Annotated in this window: 23 protein-coding genes; 13 read left to right on the top strand and 10 right to left on the bottom strand. The window is 29.4% G+C overall.

What is annotated here, in order from left to right; genetic code table 11:
* The first annotated feature begins 1 nt into the window (after window position 1).
* Both ABY298_RS03205 and ABY298_RS03200 read left to right on the top strand, forming a co-directional pair.
* Window positions 2–2,272, top strand: a complete 2,271-nt coding sequence (locus ABY298_RS03205; protein WP_372744560.1) for a M1 family metallopeptidase — start codon at window positions 2–4, stop codon at window positions 2,270–2,272.
* 185 nt (window positions 2,273–2,457) lie between these two features.
* Window positions 2,458–4,713, top strand: coding sequence for a M1 family metallopeptidase (locus ABY298_RS03200; protein WP_372744559.1), 2,256 nt, complete (start codon window positions 2,458–2,460; stop codon window positions 4,711–4,713).
* Window positions 4,714–4,786: 73 nt separating this feature from the next.
* Here ABY298_RS03200 and lgt read toward each other — a convergent pair whose 3' ends face one another.
* The 3 genes from lgt to cysS are packed head-to-tail and all read right to left on the bottom strand — an operon-like array spanning window position 4,787 to window position 7,392.
* Window positions 4,787–5,614 carry a prolipoprotein diacylglyceryl transferase gene (gene lgt / locus ABY298_RS03195; RefSeq protein WP_372744558.1) on the bottom strand — a complete coding sequence of 276 codons (828 nt, stop codon included), beginning with the start codon at window positions 5,612–5,614 and terminating at the stop codon, window positions 4,787–4,789.
* Between the two features lie 40 nt (window positions 5,615–5,654).
* Complete coding sequence (gene yidD / locus ABY298_RS03190; RefSeq protein ID WP_372744557.1) at window positions 5,655–5,912, bottom strand: membrane protein insertion efficiency factor YidD; 258 nt, start codon at window positions 5,910–5,912, stop codon at window positions 5,655–5,657.
* 1 nt (window position 5,913) lies between these two features.
* Window positions 5,914–7,392 carry a cysteine--tRNA ligase gene (cysS, locus tag ABY298_RS03185; protein ID WP_372744556.1) on the bottom strand — a complete coding sequence of 493 codons (1,479 nt, stop codon included), beginning with the start codon at window positions 7,390–7,392 and terminating at the stop codon, window positions 5,914–5,916.
* Window positions 7,393–7,633: 241 nt separating this feature from the next.
* Between cysS and ABY298_RS03180 the strand changes: the two genes are divergently transcribed.
* The 6 genes from ABY298_RS03180 to ABY298_RS03155 all read left to right on the top strand — a co-directional run bounded on the left by ABY298_RS03180 (window position 7,634) and on the right by ABY298_RS03155 (window position 13,559).
* Window positions 7,634–8,347 carry a glycosyltransferase gene (locus tag ABY298_RS03180; RefSeq protein WP_372744555.1) on the top strand — a complete coding sequence of 238 codons (714 nt, stop codon included), beginning with the start codon at window positions 7,634–7,636 and terminating at the stop codon, window positions 8,345–8,347.
* Entirely contained in the window at window positions 8,347–8,970 is a 624-nt protein-coding gene (locus tag ABY298_RS03175; RefSeq protein ID WP_372744554.1) for a lipid-A-disaccharide synthase N-terminal domain-containing protein, read from the top strand. Before ABY298_RS03180 ends, ABY298_RS03175 begins: the two co-directional genes overlap by 1 nt.
* Window positions 8,971–9,067: 97 nt before the next feature.
* Window positions 9,068–9,811: a glycosyltransferase gene (locus ABY298_RS03170; RefSeq protein WP_372744553.1), complete on the top strand. Its 744-nt coding sequence runs from the start codon at window positions 9,068–9,070 to the stop codon at window positions 9,809–9,811.
* 2 nt (window positions 9,812–9,813) lie between these two features.
* Window positions 9,814–11,217 (top strand): ArnT family glycosyltransferase, encoded by a 1,404-nt coding sequence (locus ABY298_RS03165; protein WP_372744552.1) that lies wholly within the window; start codon window positions 9,814–9,816, stop codon window positions 11,215–11,217.
* A 35-nt stretch (window positions 11,218–11,252) separates the two neighbouring features.
* Window positions 11,253–12,878, top strand: coding sequence for an ArnT family glycosyltransferase (locus ABY298_RS03160; protein ID WP_372744551.1), 1,626 nt, complete (start codon window positions 11,253–11,255; stop codon window positions 12,876–12,878).
* Between the two features lie 12 nt (window positions 12,879–12,890).
* Window positions 12,891–13,559, top strand: coding sequence for a hypothetical protein (locus ABY298_RS03155; RefSeq protein WP_372744550.1), 669 nt, complete (start codon window positions 12,891–12,893; stop codon window positions 13,557–13,559).
* On the opposite strand, the gene ABY298_RS03150 is transcribed toward ABY298_RS03155, so the two are convergent.
* Genes ABY298_RS03150 through ABY298_RS03130 form a run of 5 tightly spaced genes read right to left on the bottom strand, consistent with a single transcriptional unit; the run spans window position 13,549 to window position 17,580 of the window.
* Window positions 13,549–14,118 (bottom strand): phosphatase PAP2 family protein, encoded by a 570-nt coding sequence (locus tag ABY298_RS03150; RefSeq protein ID WP_372744549.1) that lies wholly within the window; start codon window positions 14,116–14,118, stop codon window positions 13,549–13,551. The two genes, ABY298_RS03155 and ABY298_RS03150, sit on opposite strands and share 11 nt — an antisense overlap.
* 35 nt (window positions 14,119–14,153) lie before the next feature.
* Window positions 14,154–15,257, bottom strand: a complete 1,104-nt coding sequence (locus tag ABY298_RS03145) for a peptidylprolyl isomerase (RefSeq protein WP_372744548.1) — start codon at window positions 15,255–15,257, stop codon at window positions 14,154–14,156.
* Between the two features lie 44 nt (window positions 15,258–15,301).
* Window positions 15,302–16,027 (bottom strand): FKBP-type peptidyl-prolyl cis-trans isomerase, encoded by a 726-nt coding sequence (locus ABY298_RS03140; RefSeq protein WP_372744547.1) that lies wholly within the window; start codon window positions 16,025–16,027, stop codon window positions 15,302–15,304.
* Entirely contained in the window at window positions 16,014–16,559 is a 546-nt protein-coding gene (gene gldI, locus ABY298_RS03135) for a gliding motility-associated peptidyl-prolyl isomerase GldI (RefSeq protein WP_372744546.1), read from the bottom strand. Before gldI ends, ABY298_RS03140 begins: the two co-directional genes overlap by 14 nt.
* A complete protein-coding gene (locus ABY298_RS03130; protein ID WP_372744545.1) occupies window positions 16,549–17,580 on the bottom strand; it encodes a bifunctional oligoribonuclease/PAP phosphatase NrnA in 1,032 nt (343 codons plus the stop codon). Before ABY298_RS03130 ends, gldI begins: the two co-directional genes overlap by 11 nt.
* A gap of 194 nt (window positions 17,581–17,774) precedes the next feature.
* On the opposite strand from ABY298_RS03130, the gene ABY298_RS03125 reads away from it, so the two are divergent.
* Window positions 17,775–18,194 carry a nucleoside-diphosphate kinase gene (locus tag ABY298_RS03125; protein WP_372744544.1) on the top strand — a complete coding sequence of 140 codons (420 nt, stop codon included), beginning with the start codon at window positions 17,775–17,777 and terminating at the stop codon, window positions 18,192–18,194.
* Window positions 18,195–18,308: 114 nt separating this feature from the next.
* Here the strand turns inward: ABY298_RS03125 and ABY298_RS03120 are convergent, their stop codons facing one another.
* Both ABY298_RS03120 and ABY298_RS03115 read right to left on the bottom strand, forming a co-directional pair.
* Window positions 18,309–18,605, bottom strand: a complete 297-nt coding sequence (locus tag ABY298_RS03120; RefSeq protein WP_372744543.1) for a DUF721 domain-containing protein — start codon at window positions 18,603–18,605, stop codon at window positions 18,309–18,311.
* Window positions 18,605–19,684, bottom strand: coding sequence for a DNA replication/repair protein RecF (locus ABY298_RS03115; RefSeq protein ID WP_372744542.1), 1,080 nt, complete (start codon window positions 19,682–19,684; stop codon window positions 18,605–18,607). The genes ABY298_RS03120 and ABY298_RS03115 overlap by 1 nt, the downstream gene beginning before the upstream one ends.
* A gap of 112 nt (window positions 19,685–19,796) precedes the next feature.
* On the opposite strand from ABY298_RS03115, the gene ABY298_RS03110 reads away from it, so the two are divergent.
* The 4 genes from ABY298_RS03110 to mutL all read left to right on the top strand — a co-directional run.
* Window positions 19,797–20,561, top strand: a complete 765-nt coding sequence (locus ABY298_RS03110) for a tol-pal system YbgF family protein (RefSeq protein ID WP_372744541.1) — start codon at window positions 19,797–19,799, stop codon at window positions 20,559–20,561.
* A 9-nt stretch (window positions 20,562–20,570) separates the two neighbouring features.
* Entirely contained in the window at window positions 20,571–21,050 is a 480-nt protein-coding gene (gene ribH / locus ABY298_RS03105) for a 6,7-dimethyl-8-ribityllumazine synthase (protein WP_372744540.1), read from the top strand.
* Window positions 21,051–21,127: 77 nt separating this feature from the next.
* Complete coding sequence (locus ABY298_RS03100) at window positions 21,128–21,418, top strand: hypothetical protein (protein WP_372744539.1); 291 nt, start codon at window positions 21,128–21,130, stop codon at window positions 21,416–21,418.
* Window positions 21,418–21,914, top strand: a 497-nt coding sequence (mutL, locus tag ABY298_RS03095; protein WP_372744538.1) for a DNA mismatch repair endonuclease MutL, incomplete at its 3' end; no start/stop codon positions are given. The genes ABY298_RS03100 and mutL, both read left to right, overlap by 1 nt.

The following is a 21,914-nucleotide window of genomic DNA, read 5'->3' as shown; positions in this document are numbered from 1 at the left end:
AATGAAAAAGACCATCTTAGTAATACTAGCTTTAGTATTCTTTTCCCCTAGCCTTTTTGCTCAAGAAAATTCAGCAAAAAACAGTATCCAAAAAGGACATTACAATACAAGTAAATTTAAGCAATTAGATGAAGAGTTGCCAACTCCTAATAACCAGCACAACGCCTCAGGAGCACCTGGCTATGAATACACGCAGCAGCAAGTTGATTATAAGATGGACATTATTTTAGATGATGAGCATCAAAAAATATTTGGAGAAGAAACAATTACATATCACAACAACTCTAAAGATGCATTGGAATATTTGTGGGTGCAATTAGATCAAAATATGAGAGCGCCAAATTCCAAATCTAACGATATTAACGGTGGTGGTCCAGATGTTTTATACACACCTTCTAAATTCACAAAAACTTTTATGGGAAAGCCTTTTCAAGGAGGTTTTAATATTGATTATATAAAAGATGCCAATGGAAATTCACTAAATTATATGATTAATTTTACCATGATGCGCGTAGATTTGCCAAAACCATTAGCATCAGGAGAAAAATTTGTTTTCAAAATTAAATGGTGGTATAACATAAATGATTACATGGCAGACAGAGGAAGATCTGGTTACGAACCTTTCCCTGATGGAAATAACTTATACGTAATAGCCCAATTTTTCCCTCGCCTAGCTGTATATAACAATGTAAAAGGTTGGCAAAATCTACAATTTTGGGGAAGTAGTGAATTTGCTTTAGAATTTGGAAATTATGATGTTTCCATAACTACGCCAAAAGACCATATTTTAAATGCAACAGGCGTTATTCAAAATCCAAAAGAAGTATTTACAAAAGAACAATACAAAAGATATGAAACCGCTAAAACAGCATTTGAAAACCCTGTGTTTATTGTAACTCCAGAAGAAGCTTTAGCTGCTGAAAAAAATAGAGAAACTAAAACAAAAACCTGGAAATTTTATGCAGAAAATGTTCGTGATTTTGCTTTTTCATCTTCACGAAAATTTATTTGGGATGCTATGGCTGTTAATTTTAGTGGAAAAACAGTTATGGCCTATTCTTTATATCCAAAAGAAGGAAATCCATTATGGGAAGAACATTCTACCAGAGTTATTGCCAACACATTAAAAGTTTACTCTGAAAGCACTTTTGAGTATCCATATCCACACGCAACTTCTATAAATGCAGAAAGACAAGGTATGGAATACCCAATGATTTGCTGGAATGGTGGAAGACCTGATGAAAATGGAAAATATAATGATCGTACTAAAAAAGGAATGATTGGGGTAATAACGCATGAAGTTGGTCATAATTTTTTCCCAATGATTGTAAATTCCGATGAGCGCGAATGGACTTGGATGGATGAAGGTATTAATTCTTTTGTTGAAATTTTAGCCGAGTATAAATACGATCCAGAATTATTTCCTTTAACAAAATATCCAAAAAATATAGTTGGTTATATGGCTGGTGACCAAGATAGATTAACACCTATTATGACACAAGGTGATCACTTATTTAATTTTGGAGCCAATGCCTATGCAAAACCTGCGGCTGGTTTATTTATATTGCGCCAAACTATTATGGGACCCGATTTATTTGACCATGCTTTTAAAACCTATGCAAATCGCTGGAAATTTAAACACCCAACTCCTGCAGATTTCTTCCGTTCTATGGAAGATGCTTCGGCAATGGATTTAGATTGGTTTTGGAGAGGTTGGTTTTATACAACCGGAAGCAATGATATTGGTATTAAGGAAGTGAAAAAATATCATATTACAGATAAACCAACTGAACAAGCTAAAAACCTAGCTAAAAGATATGGAATTACCATTGATGAGCTACCGCCATCATTGTATTTAATTTCTGAAGATAGCACCGACTATACCGATGAATTAAAAAGTAAAAAACCAGAAGATTACAGTATTTTAAATACCTACATTCAAGATAATTTTTCACCAGAAGAAAAAGCAACTTTAAAATCGCCAAAATACTTTTATGAATTGGTATTTGAAAAACCAGGCGATTTAGTAATGCCAATTATTGTAGAATTTGAATATGAAGATGGAACAAAAGATCGCAAACAATTTCCTGCAGAAATTTGGAGACTAAATGATGCCGAAGTAACTAAAGTTTTCCCATCAAGTAAAGTAATTAATAAAATAACTGTAGATCCAGATGAGCAAACTGCTGATGTAGATTTAAGCAATAATAGTTGGCCAAAAACAACTGAAACAAAATTTGACAACTTTAAAAGAAATCAAGTTAAAGGATAATATTTGGTGAAGTCTAAGTGAAATTTTCGTTAACCTAAATTAATTTCAGGTTCTAATAGTATTAAATTATTCATATTATTGAGATACTGAATTAAGATAAGTATCAATAATTTCAATTATTTTTCAGACAAACTAATTTTATGCTTCAACAATTTCACAACAATAAAAAATAATAATTCCCATTTATGAAAAAATTCATTTCTATTATTCTACTACTCTTTATTAGTTTAAATGCAGTAACCGCTCAAGAAACTGTAAAAAAAGGACATTATAATATTAGTAAGTTTAAACAACTAGATGAAGAATTACCTACGCCAAATTCTGTACATACAGCTTCTGGTGCTCCAGGTTATGAATATTCACAACAACAAGTGGATTATAAAATGGATATTATTTTAGATGATGAAAAACAGCGAATTTATGGCGAAGAAATTATTACTTACCATAATAATTCTAAAGATCATTTAGAATATTTATGGATTCAATTAGATCAAAATATGAGAGCTCCAGACTCCAAAACTCCCGATTTAAGAAATGAAAAAATTGGAACGCTATACAATCCTGAACAGTTTTCAAAAAAATATATGGAACAACCTTTTGATGGTGGTTTTAAAATTGAATACGTAAAAAATAGTGACGGTAGTAATGCTAATTACCTTATTAATGAAACTATGATGCGTTTAAATTTAGATAAACCTTTAGCGCCAGGAAGTTTATTTACATTTAAAATAAAATGGTGGTATAATATTAATAATCACATTACTCAAGGTGGAAGATCTGGTTTTGAGCACTTTCCGGCAGACGGAAATAACAGTTATGTAATTGCTCAGTTTTTTCCAAGGTTATGTGTATATAATAATGTTGAAGGTTGGCAAAACAAACAATTTTATGGCCGAAGTGAGTTTGCCTTAGAATTTGGAAATTACGAAGTAAATATTACTACTCCAAAAGATCATATGTTAGGTGCTACAGGCGTATTAAAAAATGAAAGTGAAGTACTCACCAAAACACAACAAAAACGTTTAGCATTGGCTAGAAAAACTTTTGACAACCCAGTTTTAATTGTAACCCAAGAAGAAGCAACTGAAATTGAAAAAACAAAATCAAAAGAAACAAAAACTTGGAAATTTTATGCAGAAAACGTCCGTGATTATGCATTTGCATCATCGCGTAAATTTATTTGGGATGCAATGGCAGTTGATATTAATGGCCGAACCGTAATGGCTTACTCCTATTATTCAAAAGAAGCAAATCCCTTGTACGGAGATCACTCAACCAGAGCAACAGCGCAAACGTTAAAAACGTACTCTAAACACACTTTTGATTATCCTTACCACAAAGCAATTTCTGTTGATGGGCAAATGGGAATGGAATATCCACAAATTTGCTTTAATCCAGGAAGACCAAATGCTGATGGAACGTATGATGATCGTACAAAATACAGAATGATTGGTGTTACAATTCACGAAGTTGGTCATAACTTTTTCCCTATGATTATTAATTCTGATGAGCGTAAATGGACTTGGATGGATGAAGGATTAAACTCATTTGTTCAAATGTTAGCGCAACAAGAGTACGAAGAAAACTATCCATTAAATAGAGGTTTACCAAAAACTATTGTTGCTTATATGAAAGGCGACCAATCTCAATTATCACCAATTATGGCAGAAGGAGAAGATTTATATGAATTTGGTAATAATGCATACGCAAAACCAGCAGCTGGGTTATGGATGCTTCGCCATACTATTATGGGACCAGAATTATTTGATTTTGCATTTAAAACCTATGCAAATCGTTGGAAATTTAAACATCCAACACCTGCAGATTTCTTCAGATCAATGGAAGATGCTTCTGCAATGGATTTAGATTGGTTTTGGAGAGGTTGGTTTTATACTACCGATAATAATGATATTGGCATTAAAGATGTAAAAAAATATCATATTACCGATAAACCTACAAAACAAGCAGAAAATTTAGCCAAAAGATATGGAATATCCGTAGATGAATTGCCTCCTTCCTTATATTTAGTTTCCGAAGAAAGCAACGAATTTTCTGAAGAATTAAAAGGTAAAAAACCTGAAGACTACAATATTTTAAATGATTATTTAGAAGCTAATTTTTCATCAGAAGAAAAAGCAACCTTAAAATCTCCAAAATTCTTTTACGAACTAACTTTTGATAAACCAGGCGGTTTGGTAATGCCAATTATTGTTGAATTTGAATATGAAGATGGCACAAAAGAACGCAAGCAATATCCTGCAGAAATTTGGAGAAAAAATGATGCTGAAGTAACCAAAGTATTTCCATCTAGTAAAGTAATAACTAAAATTACTGTGGATCCAGACGAAGAAACAGCAGATGTTGATACCAGTAACAACAGTTGGCCAAAACAAACTGAAAGTAAATTTGATGAATTTAAACGAAATCAAATTAAAGGATAATTATTAAATAAAAAAAAACGCTCAAATGAGCGTTTTTTTATTTTGTATATTTAGTTCTAAAATAAGTGTGTTTTTAAACAGTTTCTTTATTTTTTCGTAACATAAAATAAAGTCCAATTAAAATTAGTGGAATACTAAGCATTTGACCAGTATTTAAACCTAAAATCCAGTTTTCACCACCTTCAACTTGTTTTTCTTTAAAGAATTCCACCAAAAATCTGGCAGACCAAAGTAGGGCAAAAAACAATCCGAAAATGTATCCTAATTTTTGTTTTTTATCTGTTTTCCAATATACAAATAACAAGATTCCAAAAATAATTAAGTAACAGAATGCTTCATATAATTGTGCAGGGTGACGAGGAAAATCTTCTCCTAGTTTTCTAAAAACAAACCCATAATCAGAATTTGTTGGTTTTCCAATAATTTCAGAATTCATTAAATTTCCTAATCTAATAAAAACTCCAGCAATTGCAACTGGTATTGCAACCCTATCTAATATAAATAACAGCGGTTCTTTTAAAACTTTTTTGCTATAAAAATACAAAGCTGTAATAATACCAACAGCAGCACCATGACTTGCTAAACCAGCAAACCCTGTAAATTCAAATTTTGGTGAAAAACGAAAAGGTAAAATTACTTCTAACGGTTTTTTAAATAAAAACTCTGGATCATAAAATAAAAAATGACCAATTCTTGCTCCTACTAATGTAGCTATTACCACATAAATAAATAATGAATCTAATTTTTCAATAGGAACATTATCATTTATAAAAATTTTCTTCATTAAATGTAATCCCAACATAAAGGCTATTACAAACATTAAACTATAATAGCGTAATGCAAAAAATCCAATTTTAAAAATTTCTGGTTCTGGATTCCAATCTATTTGAAGTAGTATCATTTTATATTATTTAAGCTGTAATATTAGTCTATCTATTTTACTATTTGTTACTTTTTTTATCAATTTTATCAGGAACAGGATCATAGCCACTTCCTCCCCAAGGATGACAACTTCCAATACGCTTTAAAGCTAGCCAACCACCTTTAAATAAGCCATGTTTCTGTAACGCTTCTAAAGTATAACTAGAACACGTTGGAGAATATCTGCAACTAGATGGTGTATATGGAGATATTGCTGCTTGGTAAAACCTTACCAACCAAATAAATGGAAGTGCGACTATTTTTGTAAAACTTTTCAAATTAATTTACAGAAAATGTAGTTCCTTCTTTTCCATCTTTTAATTGAATTCCAAGCGCAGCAAGTTCGTCTCTAATTTTATCGGATAGAGCCCAATCTTTATTGTCTCTTGCATCTTTTCTCATTTCAATTAATAACTCAACTACACCAGATAATTTATTAGAGCTATCTTGTTGAATTTCATTTTTTAGTCCTAAAACATCAAAAACAAAAGCATTAATTGAGGCTTTCAACTCTTCTAAATCTTCAGCAGAAATTGTTTCCTTTTTCTCTAATAATAAATTTACGTATTTTACAGCTTCAAAAAGATTTGCAATTAAAATAGGACTGTTAAAATCGTCATTCATTGCATCGTAACATTTTTGTTTCCAAGCTTTTATATCAATTGAAGATGTTTTAGAAGTTTCTATTTTAGTTAAACTATTTACAGCTTCCATCAATTTTAAATAGCCTTTTTCCGAAGCTTCAATTCCAGCACTTGTAAAATCTAAAATACTACGGTAATGAGCCTGCAACATAAAAAAACGTGTAGCACTTGGCGAAAAAGCTTTAGGTAAAATTTTATTTTCACCTGTAAAAATTTCATTAGGTAAAATATAATTTCCTGTAGATTTTGCCATTTTCATTCCGTTCAAAATTAACATATTGGCGTGTAACCAATAATTTACAGGCTTTACATTGTTTTTTACTTTAGATTGAGCAATTTCACATTCGTGATGCGGAAATTTTAAATCCATTCCACCTCCGTGAATATCAAAAGTTTCTCCTAAATATTTGGTACTCATTGCAGTACATTCTAAATGCCAACCCGGAAAACCATCGCTCCAAGGTGAAGGCCAACGCATAATATGTTGTGGTTCTGCTTTTTTCCAAAGTGCAAAATCTTGTGGATTCTTTTTATCACTTTGCCCGTCTAATTCACGTGTGTTATGAATAGAATCTTCAATATTTCTACCAGAAAGTATTCCGTAGTGTTCTGTTTTATTGTATTTTAACACATCAAAATAAACCGATCCATTTACTTCGTAAGCGAAACCTTTAGCTAAAATATCTTTAATAATTTCAATTTGTTCAACAATATGACCAGTTGCTGTAGGCTCTATACTTGGCGGTAAATTGTTTATTTTCTGTAGCGTGTTATGAAAATCAACTGTATAGCGCTGTACCACTTCCATTGGTTCAATTTGCTCTAAACGTGCTTTTTTAGCAATTCTATCTTCGCCTGCATCTGCATCATTTTCTAAATGTCCAGCATCTGTTATATTACGAACATAACGAACTTTATAACCTAAATGTTTAAAATAACGAAAAATTAAATCGAAAGACATAAAGGTTCTTACATTTCCTAAATGCACATTACTATATACTGTTGGTCCGCAAACATACATTCCCACATTTCCTTCAACAATAGGTTTAAATACTTCTTTAGTTTTACTTAAAGAGTTGTATACTTTTAACTGATTTGATTTAAATAATTCCATTAAAATTTTCTTGATTTTAAAGTGGTAAAGATACTAACAAATGCCAAATAGAAAAATTTATACTTCAATGCTTTTTTCTAAATACAAAGAGCGATACTTTTAACGTAAAAAAGTATTAAATATTCCTTAAAATTAGCATTTAAAAGCATTCTTTTTTATGTAAATGTGTTTATCAAAATAATTATTCTAATTTTACAAAAATTTTGAACTTTTTTAAAGTCAAAAAATTATTTTGCACCTCATGAATTACGAATTTACAATTATAGTACCCGTCTTCAATGAAGAAGATAATTTAAAACGCGTTGAAAAAGAATTAAGCGATTATATAAAAATTGCTACCAAAAAAACCAAAATTTTATTTGTAAATGATGGTAGTATTGATAAAAGTCAATTATTAATAGATGAGATTTGTAAAAATAATCCAGATTTTTCTTTTATTCAATTTCAAAAAAACTGTGGGTTAAGTGCAGCTATTGCAGCCGGTTTTAAAAATACGGATACCGAATTAGTTGGATATATAGATTCTGATTTGCAAACAGCTCCTGAAGATTTTAATTTATTATTAGCTGAAATTGGTAACTATGAATTAGTTACTGGAGTTAGAGCAAACAGAAAAGATTCTTTTGTAAAAAATATGTCGTCTACCATTGCAAACGGAATTAGACGTGCTTTTACACACGATGGAATGGATGATACCGGATGTCCGTTAAAGGTTATAAGAACTGAAAACGCTAAAAACATTCCAATGTTTAAAGGATTGCACCGCTTTTTACCTGCTATGATTTTATTGCAAAATGGTAGAATAAAACAAATTCCTGTACAACATTTTCCAAGAATTGCAGGTGTAGCAAAATATGGTTTATGGAACCGTTTATTAGGTCCATTATTAGATTGTTTTGCGTACGTTTGGATGAAAAAGAAATACATTAATTATGCCATTGAGAAAAAAAGTTAATGAGTAATTGGATTATTTTTGGCATTGGTTTTATTGCCCAACTTTTATTTTCTGGCAGATTAGTTTTACAATGGATTTTATCGGAAAAAAGTAAAAAAGTACTTACTCCTGCCCTGTTTTGGTGGCTAAGTTTACTAGCATCGTTTTTATTATTTGTTTATGGATATTTACGTGAAGATTTTGCCATTATGCTTGGGCAAGCGCTTACTTATTTTATTTATATACGTAATTTACAATTGCAGGGCCAATGGCAAAAAACACCTAAAATTGGAAGGTGGTTTTTATGGATATTTCCAGTTTTAATTGTTATTTATTCTTACAATAATAACAGTTATGATGTAGATAAATTACTTAAAAATGAAGCCATTCCTACTTGGTTACTTATTTTAGGAATTATAGGTCAAGTTATTTTTACACTTCGATTTATTTATCAATGGATATATTCAGAAAAAAATAAACAATCTATTTTACCAATAGGATTTTGGATTTTAAGTTTAATTGGTTCTATTTTAATTTTAATTTATGCCATATTAAGAAAAGATCCTGTTTTATTGGTTGGCCATTTAATGGGTACAATTATTTATTTTAGAAATATTATAATCTCCAAAAATGAAGTTAAATAATGTATCTAATAAATCAACCTTTTGTATTTATTTCATTACTCCATTTTAAGTTTGTATGTTTACTTTTTATAAAAACTATTAAATAAATGCATTATTAATGAACCAACTCTTTAATCTGTCTATTGTAATTCCTTGTTATAACGAAGGTAAACGCTTAGATACCAGCAGTTTTATTGAATTTCTAGACAACCAAAAAGATACATTAATTTGCTTTGTTGATGATGGTTCTAAAGATAACACACTTGAAGTTTTAAATACTATTAAACACAAATTTCCAAATTCTGTTGAAGTTGTATCAGCCGTAAAAAATGAAGGAAAAGCAGCTGCAGTAAAAACGGGAGTTTTGTTTTGTACTCAAAAAATTAAACAAAACAAAATTGCTTATATAGATGCAGACTTGGCAACTTCTTTAGAAGAATGTGTTGAAATTAGTTCGGAAATAAATTCTGAGATTGTTTTTGCTTTTGGATCAAGAATTTCCAAAATTGACAATTATATTGATAGAAAACTATATCGATTTTTAATTGGTAGAATTATTGCCACTGCAATTTCCCATCAATTAAAGCTTCCTGTTTACGATACACAATGTGGTTGTAAAATTTTTACAAATAATTTAGCAAAAGAAATTTTTAAAGATAATTTTATTTCGAAATGGTTATTTGATGTGGAAATATTCCATAGAATATCAGCAATTTATGGCACCCACAAAATGCCCACTATTTGTAAGGAAATTCCGCTAAAAAAATGGGTTGATGTTGGGGAATCAAAAGTTCATATAACATACTTTTTTAAACTTTGGCTAGATTTACTAAAAATAGGTAAAACATACAAAAACAATTAGTTATGACTATTTTATCGAAAAAAATATCTCCTTTTGCCTTATTAGTTATCGCGCTTTTATTGTTTAGAGCTGTTTTAAATTTTGCCATTCCTTTAATGGATAAAACAGAAGCTCGGTATGCTGAAATTGCCAGAATTATGGCAGAAACCAACGATTTTACAACACCTCAAATAGATTATGGCGTTCCGTTTTGGGCAAAACCTCCATTATCTACATGGTTTTCTGCATTAAGTATAAAAGTGTTTGGTGAAAATGAATTTGCAGTACGTTTCCCTTATTTATTATTGAATATTTTAGTGCTTTTATTAATTGGCAGATACGCTAAAGAAAAGAAATTAGACTTCTTTTTACCTGCTTTTGTTTTACTCACCATTCCAGAATTTTTAATTCATACGGGAGTTGTATCAACAGATACTGCACTGGCTTTTTGCGTTACTTTAGTAATGATTTCTTTTTGGGAAGCTGTAAAAACAAAAGATAACCATTTATGGAAATACCTGTTTTTTATTGGTTTGGGATTAGGAATGCTGGCTAAAGGTCCTATTATTTTTATACTTACAGCTCCTCCAATTTTTGTTTGGATGGTCTTTTTTAAGGAATATAAATCGGTTTGGAAAAACTTTAATTGGTTGTTAGGAATTCTTTTATTTGCTTTAATTGCTTTTCCTTGGTATTATTTGGCAGAACAAAAAACACCTGGTTTTATTGATTATTTTATTGTAGGTGAGCATTTTAAACGTTTTTTTGATGCTAGTTGGCAAGGCGATAAATATGGTTTTCCAAAATCACAACCGTTAGGAATGATTTGGGTATTTTTAATTGCCTTTGCGCTTCCTTGGATTTTGTTTGTGATTCAAAAAATATGGCAAAAAAAACGAACTCTTTTAAAAGATAAATGGGCGTTGTTTTTACTTTTATGGTTACTATGGACTCCAGGATTTTTTACCATTTCAAAAAGTTTAATTCATCCATACATTATGCCTGTAATGGTTCCAATAGCTTTATTAATAACGTATTGGTGGAACGAATTTAAACATGAAAAAAGACTAATTTATATCAGTTTAATTTTTCCAATAGTGGCTTTAATTCTATTTTTAGGAATGCAATTTACAAGCAAAAAAGATTACTTTATAAATTCTGATAAGTATTTAATTGAAACCACTGCTGCTAAAAACTTACCTGTATTTTGTTGGGAAGTTAAAAGTTATTCAAGTCAGTTCTATTCAAAGGGTACAGTGCTAATTATAAAAGATGAACTGGATTTACAACATAAAATTAAATCTGAGAATTCATTTTTATTAATTATTTCAAAAAAACGATTGAAAAAAAAGAATTCAGCGCTATTAAATTCTTTTAAAAAATTAGATGAAAATTATAAAAATTCTATTTATCTATATGAAAAATAATTTCTAGTTTTAATGCTTATTATTTTAGTTTAAAAATGCTAAACACTTTTGAAAAATATCCAATTTTAACATTATCCATTGTATTGGTTTTAATGCTTTTAATACATTTAAATGTCCCTAGCGTTACCATTATGGAAGCTCGTAATTTTATTACCGCAAGAGAAATGGTTCAGGAAAATAATTGGTTATTAACAACTATGAATGGTGAAGCGCGGTATCAAAAACCTCCATTGCCAACTTGGTTTAGTGCTGTATCAGGTTTAATTTTTGGAATTAGCAACGTTTTTGCATTGCGACTTCCTGCTGCTTTAATGGTGCTTTTTTTAGGAATATTTTTATACCTTTTTTCTTTAAAATTAAATTTAACCAAACAACATAGTTTTATAAATGCTTTAATTTTAATTACATCTTTTTATGTATTTGCTATTATAAATGAAGCACCTTGGGATATTTATGCGCACGGATTTATGTTGGCAGGAATTTATTATTTATTTCAATTATTTGAAGAACATAAACCCATTTGGAAACATACTGTATTAGCAGCTTTTTTTATTGGATTATCAATTCTTAGCAAAGGTCCGGTTTCATTATTTGCTTTGTTTTTACCATTTTTAATATCGTATGGAATTATATTTAAGTTTAAAAATATTAAAGCTAAAATAGTTCCTTTTATTGCTGTATTAATATTATTTGTAATTATTGGTGGTTGGTGGTTTATTTACGTAAGACTAGCTGATCCTGCGGCATTTTTAGAAATTGCTACTAAAGAAACTGGAAATTGGGCAAGTTACAACGTAAAACCTTTTTACTACTATTGGAGCTTTTTTAGCCAATCTGGAATTTGGGCAATACCAGCACTTATTAGTTTAATATATCCATACTTAATTAAAAAAGTAGCACATAAAAAAGTGTATAAATTTACATTTTGGTGGGTTATTATAGCTGTTATTTTATTATCGTTAATTCCAGAAAAAAAACCAAGATATTTAATGCCTGTTTTAATTCCATTAGCCTTAAATATTGGGATTTATATAAATTATATAATTGGTAATTTTTCAAATTTCACATCAAAAAAGGAGAAAATTCCTGTGTATTTTAATTTCGGATTGATTGCTTTTATAGCATTAGCAATGCCAATTGCCTTAATCTTTATGTTAAAAACTAATTTATTTCAGCATCTTTTCTATTTTACGGCCTTAACTATTTGTTGCGTATTAGTTGCTATTTTCATATTTAAATATTTAAAAAAACAGCAACTTAAAAATGTATTTTATTTAGTAGTTGCATTTATAGTTTCTGTTTTATTATTTGGTTTACCTATCTCCAAAAGTTTAAATAATAATACTAATTTTAAATCTATTAAAAGCCTACATACTTTTGAAGTTGAAAACAATATTAAAACGTATTCTATTGGAGAAATTACACCTGAATTATTATGGGATTACAATGGAATTTTACCCGATATTTACAAAAACCAAGAACTTACACTACCAAACGAACCTAAATTTGGATTGTTACTAATGAATGATGATATAGAAAAAATTTCATCACAATTAGTACTTAATTATAATTTAGAATTAAAGGAAACTTATGATTTAAATGAAGGTTCAAAAATAAAAGAAAGATTAATTAGACAATTTTATATAGTATCAAAAAAATAATACTTTTACACAATGAAAAATTTAACAACCATAGATAAAATAGCCTATTCATTTTTAATTATCATATTTGGATTAGGAATATATTTTGCTAATACTGATTTAGTTTATTTTGATGAAGTTTACACTGTAGAAGACGGTTTTGTAGAAAATGGTTCTGCCATATTTTTATTTATTTCAAGTATGCTTTTGCTGTATCGCTTTTTTAAGCTATTTAAGTATAAAAAAACACTTTGGAAAGTTGGAATATTAGCAATGGCTATTGTTTTCTTTTTTGGTGCTGGAGAAGAAATTTCTTGGGGTCAACGTATTTTTAACATTGAATCATCAGAATATTTTTTACAAAACAACGCCCAACAAGAAACCAACCTACATAATATGGTGGTTGATGGAAAAAAGATAAACAAAATAATTTTCAGTCAACTTTTAACTATTATTTTGGTACTGTATTTAATAGTTACTCCTTTTTTATATAGAAAATACGATTGGATAAAAAACTTAATAAATATGTTTGCTGTACCGGTTGTAAAATGGCAATATACCATTGCTTTTTTAGTTGGCACAGCTTTGTTGGTTTTTATGAATTCTAATAGAAAATGGGAAATTTACGAACTTTCTTTTAGTGTAATTTTCTTATTAATATTTTTAAATCCTTTAAATAAAGGTATTTATACTAAAGACTAAATTTGTTTGAAAAGACACTAAATAATTTATAAAACAGCGTTCCGTACAGTAATCCAAAAAAGATTCCTGTTAAAATATCTAGTGGAAAATGTACGCCAATATAAATTCTGCTGTAAGCAACTACAAGTGCCCAAATTATTAAGAATATTGTACTTAACTTATTTTTAAATTTTAAAGTTAAACTAAAAAATACTGCAATAGCCATAGAGTTAGCTGCGTGCGCTGAAAAATAAGAATATAAACCACCGCAACGGTTACCTACCAACCTACATAAGTTAGAAATATCGTTATTATGGCAAGGTCTTAAGCGTTTAAAACCATTTTTAAATAAGTTACTAGTTTGGTCTGATAGCAAAATTAAAACAGCAATAAACAATACTAAAACCACTGTTTTTTTCAGTCCAAACTTTTTATAAGTAACATAAAGTAATACTAAATATAATGGGATAGCTGAAAACTTATTTGTTAAAATAAGCCAAAAGCTATCCCATTGTGTTGTTCCTAAATTATTTAGGAATAAAAATAATTCAATGTCTTTTTCAATTAATGAATTTATCATTGATGTTACTTTTATTTTTTATTTATTAATTAGTTTTATTGTATTTCTACCAATTCTACTTCAAAAACTAAATCGGTATTTGGAGGAATTACACCTCCTGCACCTTGTGCTCCATATCCTAAATGAGACGGAATAAACAACAAGGCTTTATCTCCAACTTTCAATTCTTCCAAACCTTCTTTAAAGCCAGCTATTAAACGTGCTTTAGGTCCGTAAACAGTTGAAAATGGCGTGTAACCATTTTGGTCATCACGTTCTTGATCAAAACTCTCATAAGCAATTGCAACATCTTTATAACTGGTATCAAATAATTTTCCATCTGTAAAATAACCAGCATAATTTACTACAACATGTTGCCCAACTTTAGGTTTTTCTCCATTCTTTGTTTCAAAAATGGCAACTTTTAAACCAGAAGGAAGTTCTTTTGCCTTGCTTTCATTAATTTCAAACTTAGCAAGGGTAGCTTTTATAACTTTTTCAATACGAGCTTCTTTCTCTTTCACTTCTTTTTCGTGCTGCTCATAAAATTCAGAAAATAGTTTAGCGGCATTAAATCGCTTTGCTTCTTTTCCTACTTTTATAATTACAATTTTAAAAATTGTATCATTTTGCACTATAGAATCAACTACATTTTGGCCTTTAATAACATTTCCAAAAACGGTATGTTTACCATCGAGCCAAGGCGTATCTTTATGAGTTATAAAAAACTGACTACCATTAGAATCAGGCCCTGAATTTGCCATAGACAAAATTCCAGCTTTATCATGTTTTAAAAGTAAATCTCCAATAGAATCTTTTGGAAATTCATCTAAAAACTTATAGCCCGGATCTCCAACTCCATTACCTAAAGGATCGCCACCCTGAATCATAAAATTGTTTAAAACTCTATGAAAAACCAATCCATTATAAAAAGGTTTCTTTTTTAATGAATCTAAAACATATTTGTTGGTTCCTTCAGCTAAAGAAACAAAATTAGCAACTGTAATAGGTGTTTTTTCAAATTCTAATTTTAAAAGAATTTCTCCTTTACTTGTTTCCATTTTTGCATACAAACCATCTGCCAAATCTGTAAATTTGGTTGGTTTACATGATATGAATAGGATTGAAATTAGTATAATTAAAATCTGATTTTTTCTCATAACAGCTTTAATTTAGATTTTATATAAAACTAACTAATTTAAAGTTATTTTACAATTTCTAATAACTCAACTTCAAAAACTAAAGGCATAAATGGTTTAATTGCACCACCTTGACGAGGAAATGCACCGTATGCTAAGTCTTGAGGTATAAAAAATTTGTATTTTGAACCAACTGTCATTAATTGTAAACCTTCAGTCCAACCTTTTATTACTTGGTTTACACCAAATTGTGCAGGCTCACCTCTTTCTACTGAACTATCAAAAACAGTTCCATCGGTTAATGTTCCGTGGTAATGCACTTTTACTTGTGAAGTTGCAGTTGGTTTTTCACCAGCTCCTTCTTTAATTACAGAGTATTGTAAACCACTAGCTGTAGTTTGAACTCCTTCAGCAGATTTGTTAGCTTCCATAAATTTTTCACCTTCAGCTTTTACTCCAGCAAATTCAGCCTCAATTTTTTTAGCAGCTTCTTCTTGCTCTTTTTTCATTGCTTCTTCTTGTCTTTTTTGGAAAAATCTATTTAAAATAACATTAATTACTTCAGGATTTAATTTCATATCTAATGAATCTGCACCATTATGAAATCCTTGAATAAATAATTCTTTTTCTATATCAGAAAAATTTGCTTTTACTTTAGTACCCATATCTAATCCTAAAGCATAGCTTACTGAATCTAATTCAGTTTTTAAAGGTTTATTTGTTACACCTTTACCATTACATGATGCTAATAAAACAGCACCACAAACAACTAATAATTTAATTACTTTCATTTTTTTTATTTATTTTAATTAATTGAACTCTATATATTAACGGTTGATTAATATCAATTTTATGTTGATCGCCAAGGTATCCATACATTTTGTGTGATGGAAATAAAAAGGTAATTTCATCACCTTCTTTCATAATTTTAAGACCATCTCTTAAGCCTTCAATTATTTCTTGCTGATCAATTGCGTAACTTTTTACTCCTGTATTTTCTTTACTATACAGTACGTTTTTGTTTACATCTAACACCTCAAATGTATACGTTACAACATCGCCAAATTTAGGAATATAAGTACTGTTACTTTTTTTAGTATAGGTATACCAAAATCCTAACGGAGAGGAAACATACACATTTAATGAATCATGTTTTATTAATTGTAAAAACGTATTTTCTTCTTGTTCATTTAATGCTTTATTAAATGAAACAGATTGCTCCATTAAAGTGCCTGAGTTTTGTGTTACTGGGTTTCTGGGAATTGGTTTTATACAAGAAATTAGTAAAATTCCAATAAAGACAAGTATGCTATTATTCTTCATATGAATTTAATAATTCCTTTTTATATTTTGGTAGTATTTTTTTAAATTTTGCAATTGTTTCTTCTAATGATAAGGTTTGTTTACCTCCTGCTGCATTATCGTGTCCTCCGCCATCAAAATGTTTTCTGGCAAACTGATTTACAGAAAAACTTCCTTTAGACCGCAAGGATATTTTTATAATTTTTTGATCAGCATCTTCAATAAAAATTGCTGCAAAAATAACTCCTTTTAATGATAAAGCATAATTTACAACGCCTTCTGTATCTCCCTTTTCATACTTAAATTCGTCTAAATCGGCTTGTGATAAATGAATATAGGCGGTTTTTAACTTTTCAATAACCACCATATTACTTAATGCTCGTCCTAACAATTGCAATCTTCCATAAGAATTAGTATCGTAAACATTGTTATGAGCTTTTGCATTATCCGCACCTCTATCAATTAAATCGGCAATAATTTTATGTGTTTTGCTGGTTGTTGAAGGAAATCTAAAAGAACCAGTATCGGTCATAATTCCTGTATACAAACAAATAGCAATATCTTCATTAATTAAATCTTTATCGTCTAATTTATCAATAAATTGGTATACCATTTGGCAAGTTGAGCAAATAGCAGTATCTGAATATAAATATTTTGCAATTTTATCTGGTTGTTGATGATGATCAATCATTACAAATGTTCCTTCAAATTGCTCTAAGGTATTTTGCATATCATCTCCTACTCTATGCAATGCATTAAAATCTAACAGAAAAATAATAGAAGCATTCTCAATTGCACTTTTAGATTGCCTATTTTGCATATCAAACTTATAGGCTTCTTTTGAGCCTGGTAACCATTTTAAAAAATCTGGATAATCATTTGGTGTTACAACCGTAACATTATGTCCTTTCAGCATTAAAAAATGATACATTGCCAAACTTGAGCCCATTGCATCACCATCAGGGTTTCTATGTGGTACAATTACAACATTCTGAGGGATAGAAAGTAACTCTTTTAATTCCTTTATTTCGCTTCTTTTCATACGGCTGCGAATATACGCAAATGTTTACAATCCTAATAGCAGCAAAACAATTTTTAACGCTATTTTATAGGTTCAAAAAATATCTAATTGCTAAAATTATAAGTTTACTGATTTTCAAATTAGTAACTGAGTACATGGCAATTAATTGATAAAAGTTTATATTTGTCAAAAAAATAAATCATAAGAATTTTAAAATGATAACAAACAGAACATTTACAATGATTAAACCCGATGCCGTTGAAAAAGGAAATATTGGGCCAATTATTGAAAAAATTACAGCTGCTGGCTTTAAAATTATTGCAATGAAAATGGTAAGACTGTCAAGAGCTGATGCTCGTGCATTTTATGCTATTCATAAAGAAAAATCTTTTTTTAATGACTTAGTAGAATTTATGACAAGCGGACCAATAGTTGCTGCTATTTTAGAAAAACAAAATGCTGTTGACGATTTTAGAGCTTTAATTGGCGCAACAAATCCTGCTGAAGCTGCTGAAGGAACTATAAGAAAAATGTTTGCTACTTCTATTTCTGAAAACGCTATTCACGGATCTGATAGTAATGAAAATGCACTTATTGAAAGTAATTTTCATTTTGCCGGAAGAGAAGTATTTTAAAATATACCTTATTTTACATATAGAAACTGTTTAAAAAGTAAAATTTTCGATATTCTATCCCGATAATTATTGGCATAGGTTATAGATTCTCCTTACTTTTTAAACAGCTTTTTTTTAGGTTAATAATATTCTTGAAATAAGGTTTTCTCCTAATTCTTCGTTCATCATTTTAACAATCTTTTCTTTACCGTAGCTCAACTCCTCTCTTAATACAGATGATTTTAGCTTTACTATAAGTGTTTTGTTTTGTAATTCAACACTTTGTGTATAGGCAACAACACCACTTCCCATTAAATTATCCCAAGCATCTTTTACCGAAATTTGAGTCATTCCTTTGGTTAAATTATTTTCCTTTATTACATCCTTCATTAAATCTTGCAACGAATGGAATTCATTTTGCCTTTTAGCCATTATAATTGAAATATTTTATACGATTGTTTTGTTTTTTTTACCACTTCTTCTGTTCTTTCTTTATGGGTATCGCTAATAAAAAGTTGTCCAAATTCATCATTATTTACCAAACTAATTAATTGCGATACTCTAGAATCATCTAATTTATCAAAAATATCATCTAGTAATAAAATTGGTTTAACATTTGCTTGTGCATTCATAAAATCGAATTGCGCTAATTTTAAGGCAATTAAATACGACTTCTGCTGCCCTTGAGATCCAAATTTTTTAATTTGAAATCCTTCAATATCAAAAACCAAATCGTCCTTATGAATTCCAGCACTTGTAAATTGTAACATTCTATCTTTCTCTGCATTTTGTTTAAACAGTTCTTTAAAACTAAACTCATTTAATTGAGATTTATACACCAAATCTACTTCCTCTTTACTGTTTGAAATTACTTTATATCGTTTTTTAAAAATTGGAATAAAGGCTTCTAAAAACGCTTTTCTTTTCTCATAAATAATAGTTCCGTACGATTCTAGTTGTTCATTATACACATTTAAATTTAAAGCATCAAAAGTTCTATTGGCTGCAAAGTACTTTAATAAAGAGTTACGTTGTGCTAAAACTTTAGTGTATTTTATTAAATTTTGCAAATAACCAGCATCAGATTGTGAAATTACATTGTCTACAAATTTTCTTCTGGTATCGCTTCCATCTGTAATTAAATCTCTATCGGCTGGCGAAATAATTACCAATGGTAAATAGCCAATATGTTCAGAAAATTTTTCATAAATTTTACCATTTCTTTTCACTACTTTTTTATTTCCTTTCTTTAAACTGCATACAATAGTTTCCAACTTATCATTAATATTGTACAAACCTTCAATCATAAAAAAGTCTTCATTATGTCTAATATTCTGTGTTGCCACCGAATTAAAGTAACTTTTTGCAAAAGATAAGTAATAAATTGCATCTAAAACGTTTGTTTTTCCAACACCATTATCACCCACAAAACAATTTATTTTATCCTCAAAATCAAACGATTGAGATTCGAAGTTTTTAAAATTTACTAAAGTAATTTTCTTTAAATGCATCTATTTTTTTTGAAAGTTTAAAATTATTGAAAATAAATGAAAATTTAAGCACATTTGCATTTTTACTTTCCAATTAAAAACTCTATTTTTGCGCCTACAAATTTTATAAAAAATGGCAACATATAAAAAGACTGGAAGTAAAACAAAGAAATCTCAAGAAAGTATTGATGAGAAATCTACAACAGCTGAAGTATTTAACACTTTAGATGAAACTGCTTCAAAATCTGAACAATGGGTTATTAAAAACCAAAAAACCATATTAATAACACTAGCTGCAATTGTAGTTGGAATATTAGGTTACTTAGCATACCATAAATTTGTTGACGGACCAAAAGAAAAGGAAGCTGCTGACGAATTAGCATTTCCAAAAGCATATTTTGAAGAAGCTTTGGCTAATTCTGTTGCTACAGATTCATTATTTACATTAGCTTTAAATGGTGCTGATGGTAAATTTGGTTTTGTTGATATTGCGGATGAATATAGTGGTACAAAAGCTGGAAATTTAGCAAATTATTACGCTGGTATTTCTTACTTAAAACTTAAAAAATATAAAGAAGCAATTGATTATTTAGAAGATTTTTCTTCTGATGATGAATTATTAGGTCCAATTGCAAAAGGTGCTATTGGCGATGCTTTTGCAGATATTAATCAACCAGAAGATGCTATTGAATATTATTTAAAAGCTGCTGAATTAAAAGACAACAATTTCTCAAGTCCTTTATTTTTATTTAAAGCTGGAAACACAGCTTTAGAAATTGGAAAAAGTAGTAAAGCTTTAGAAATTTTTAACCAAATTAAAACCGATTATCCACTTTCTGACGAAGCAAAAAATATTGATATTTATATTAATAAAGCTACTTTTGCATCAGAAAAATAAGATGTAATAATGGCTACAACAAATTTATCTATATACGATAAAACAACAATCCCAAATGCGAAAAATTTTCGATTTGGGATTGTTGTTTCAGAATGGAATCCTGAAATCACTGAAAACTTATATTTAGGCGCAAAAGAAGCATTACTTGAAAATGGTGCACTCGAAAAAAACATTATAAAATGGGATGTGCCTGGAAGTTTTGAGTTAATTTATGGCTGCAAAAAAATGATTGAAACTCAAAAATTAGACGCAGTTATAGCCATAGGAAATGTTATTCAAGGAGAAACAAAACACTTCGATTTTGTTTGTGAAGGCGTTACTCAAGGTATTAAAGATTTGAATATTAAATATGATATTCCAACTATTTTTTGTGTTTTAACAGATAATACAAAACAACAATCTTTAGACAGATCTGGAGGTAAACACGGAAATAAAGGTGTAGAATGTGCTATTGCAGCAATTAAAATGGCTGCTTTAAGAGAGATTTAACACTCCACTTCTTCTAAAAACTTGACCGCAATTTTTTAATTCAGTATTTTTGTTACATACTGTATAACTACTTATTTATGTTTGGTAAATTATTTAAACCACGTGAACACTATGTTTTTAACTACAAACCTCGTTACTATGACGAGCGTAAAGAGCGTTTGCAACATTTAGAAGATAAATACAAAAAAAACAACGGAGAAAATACGGAGTCTTCTACTATTAGATTAACCAAAAATAATTTAAAAAATAATTGGGTAAAAAATAAAAGAAGCGCTACAGATAAATCTACCAATTTAAGATTAGCCATTATTATTGCTATTTTAGTAGGAATTGTTGCCTATATTTTTGAATTACATACACTACTTTAATGGCAGATATTATTCAGCTATTACCAGATCACGTTGCCAATCAAATTGCAGCTGGTGAGGTTGTTCAGCGACCTGCATCTGTTGTAAAAGAATTATTAGAAAACGCGATTGATGCAGATGCTACATCTATAAAATTAATTATAAAAGATGCTGGAAAAGCATTAATTCAGGTAATTGATAACGGAAAAGGAATGAGCACCACAGATGCTCGTTTAAGTTTTGAACGTCATGCTACTTCAAAAATAAAAAAAGCCGAAGATTTATTTAATTTACACACCAAAGGTTTTAGAGGTGAAGCATTAGCTTCTATAGCTGCTATTGCTCATGTAGTTTTAAAAACCAAACAAGAAAATCAACAATTAGGTACAGCTATTAAAATTGAAGGTAGCACTGTAGTTTCTCAAGAATCTGTTTCTACAACTAACGGAACTTCAATTGCTGTTAAAAATTTATTTTATAATATTCCGGCTCGTCGAAATTTTTTAAAATCAAATAC

This window comes from Lutibacter sp., from assembly GCF_041596795.1.
Classification (GTDB): Bacteria; Bacteroidota; Bacteroidia; order Flavobacteriales; family Flavobacteriaceae; genus Lutibacter.
The sequence above is the reverse complement of the archived record's forward strand: the minus strand, read 5'-3'. Positions and strand labels throughout refer to the sequence as shown.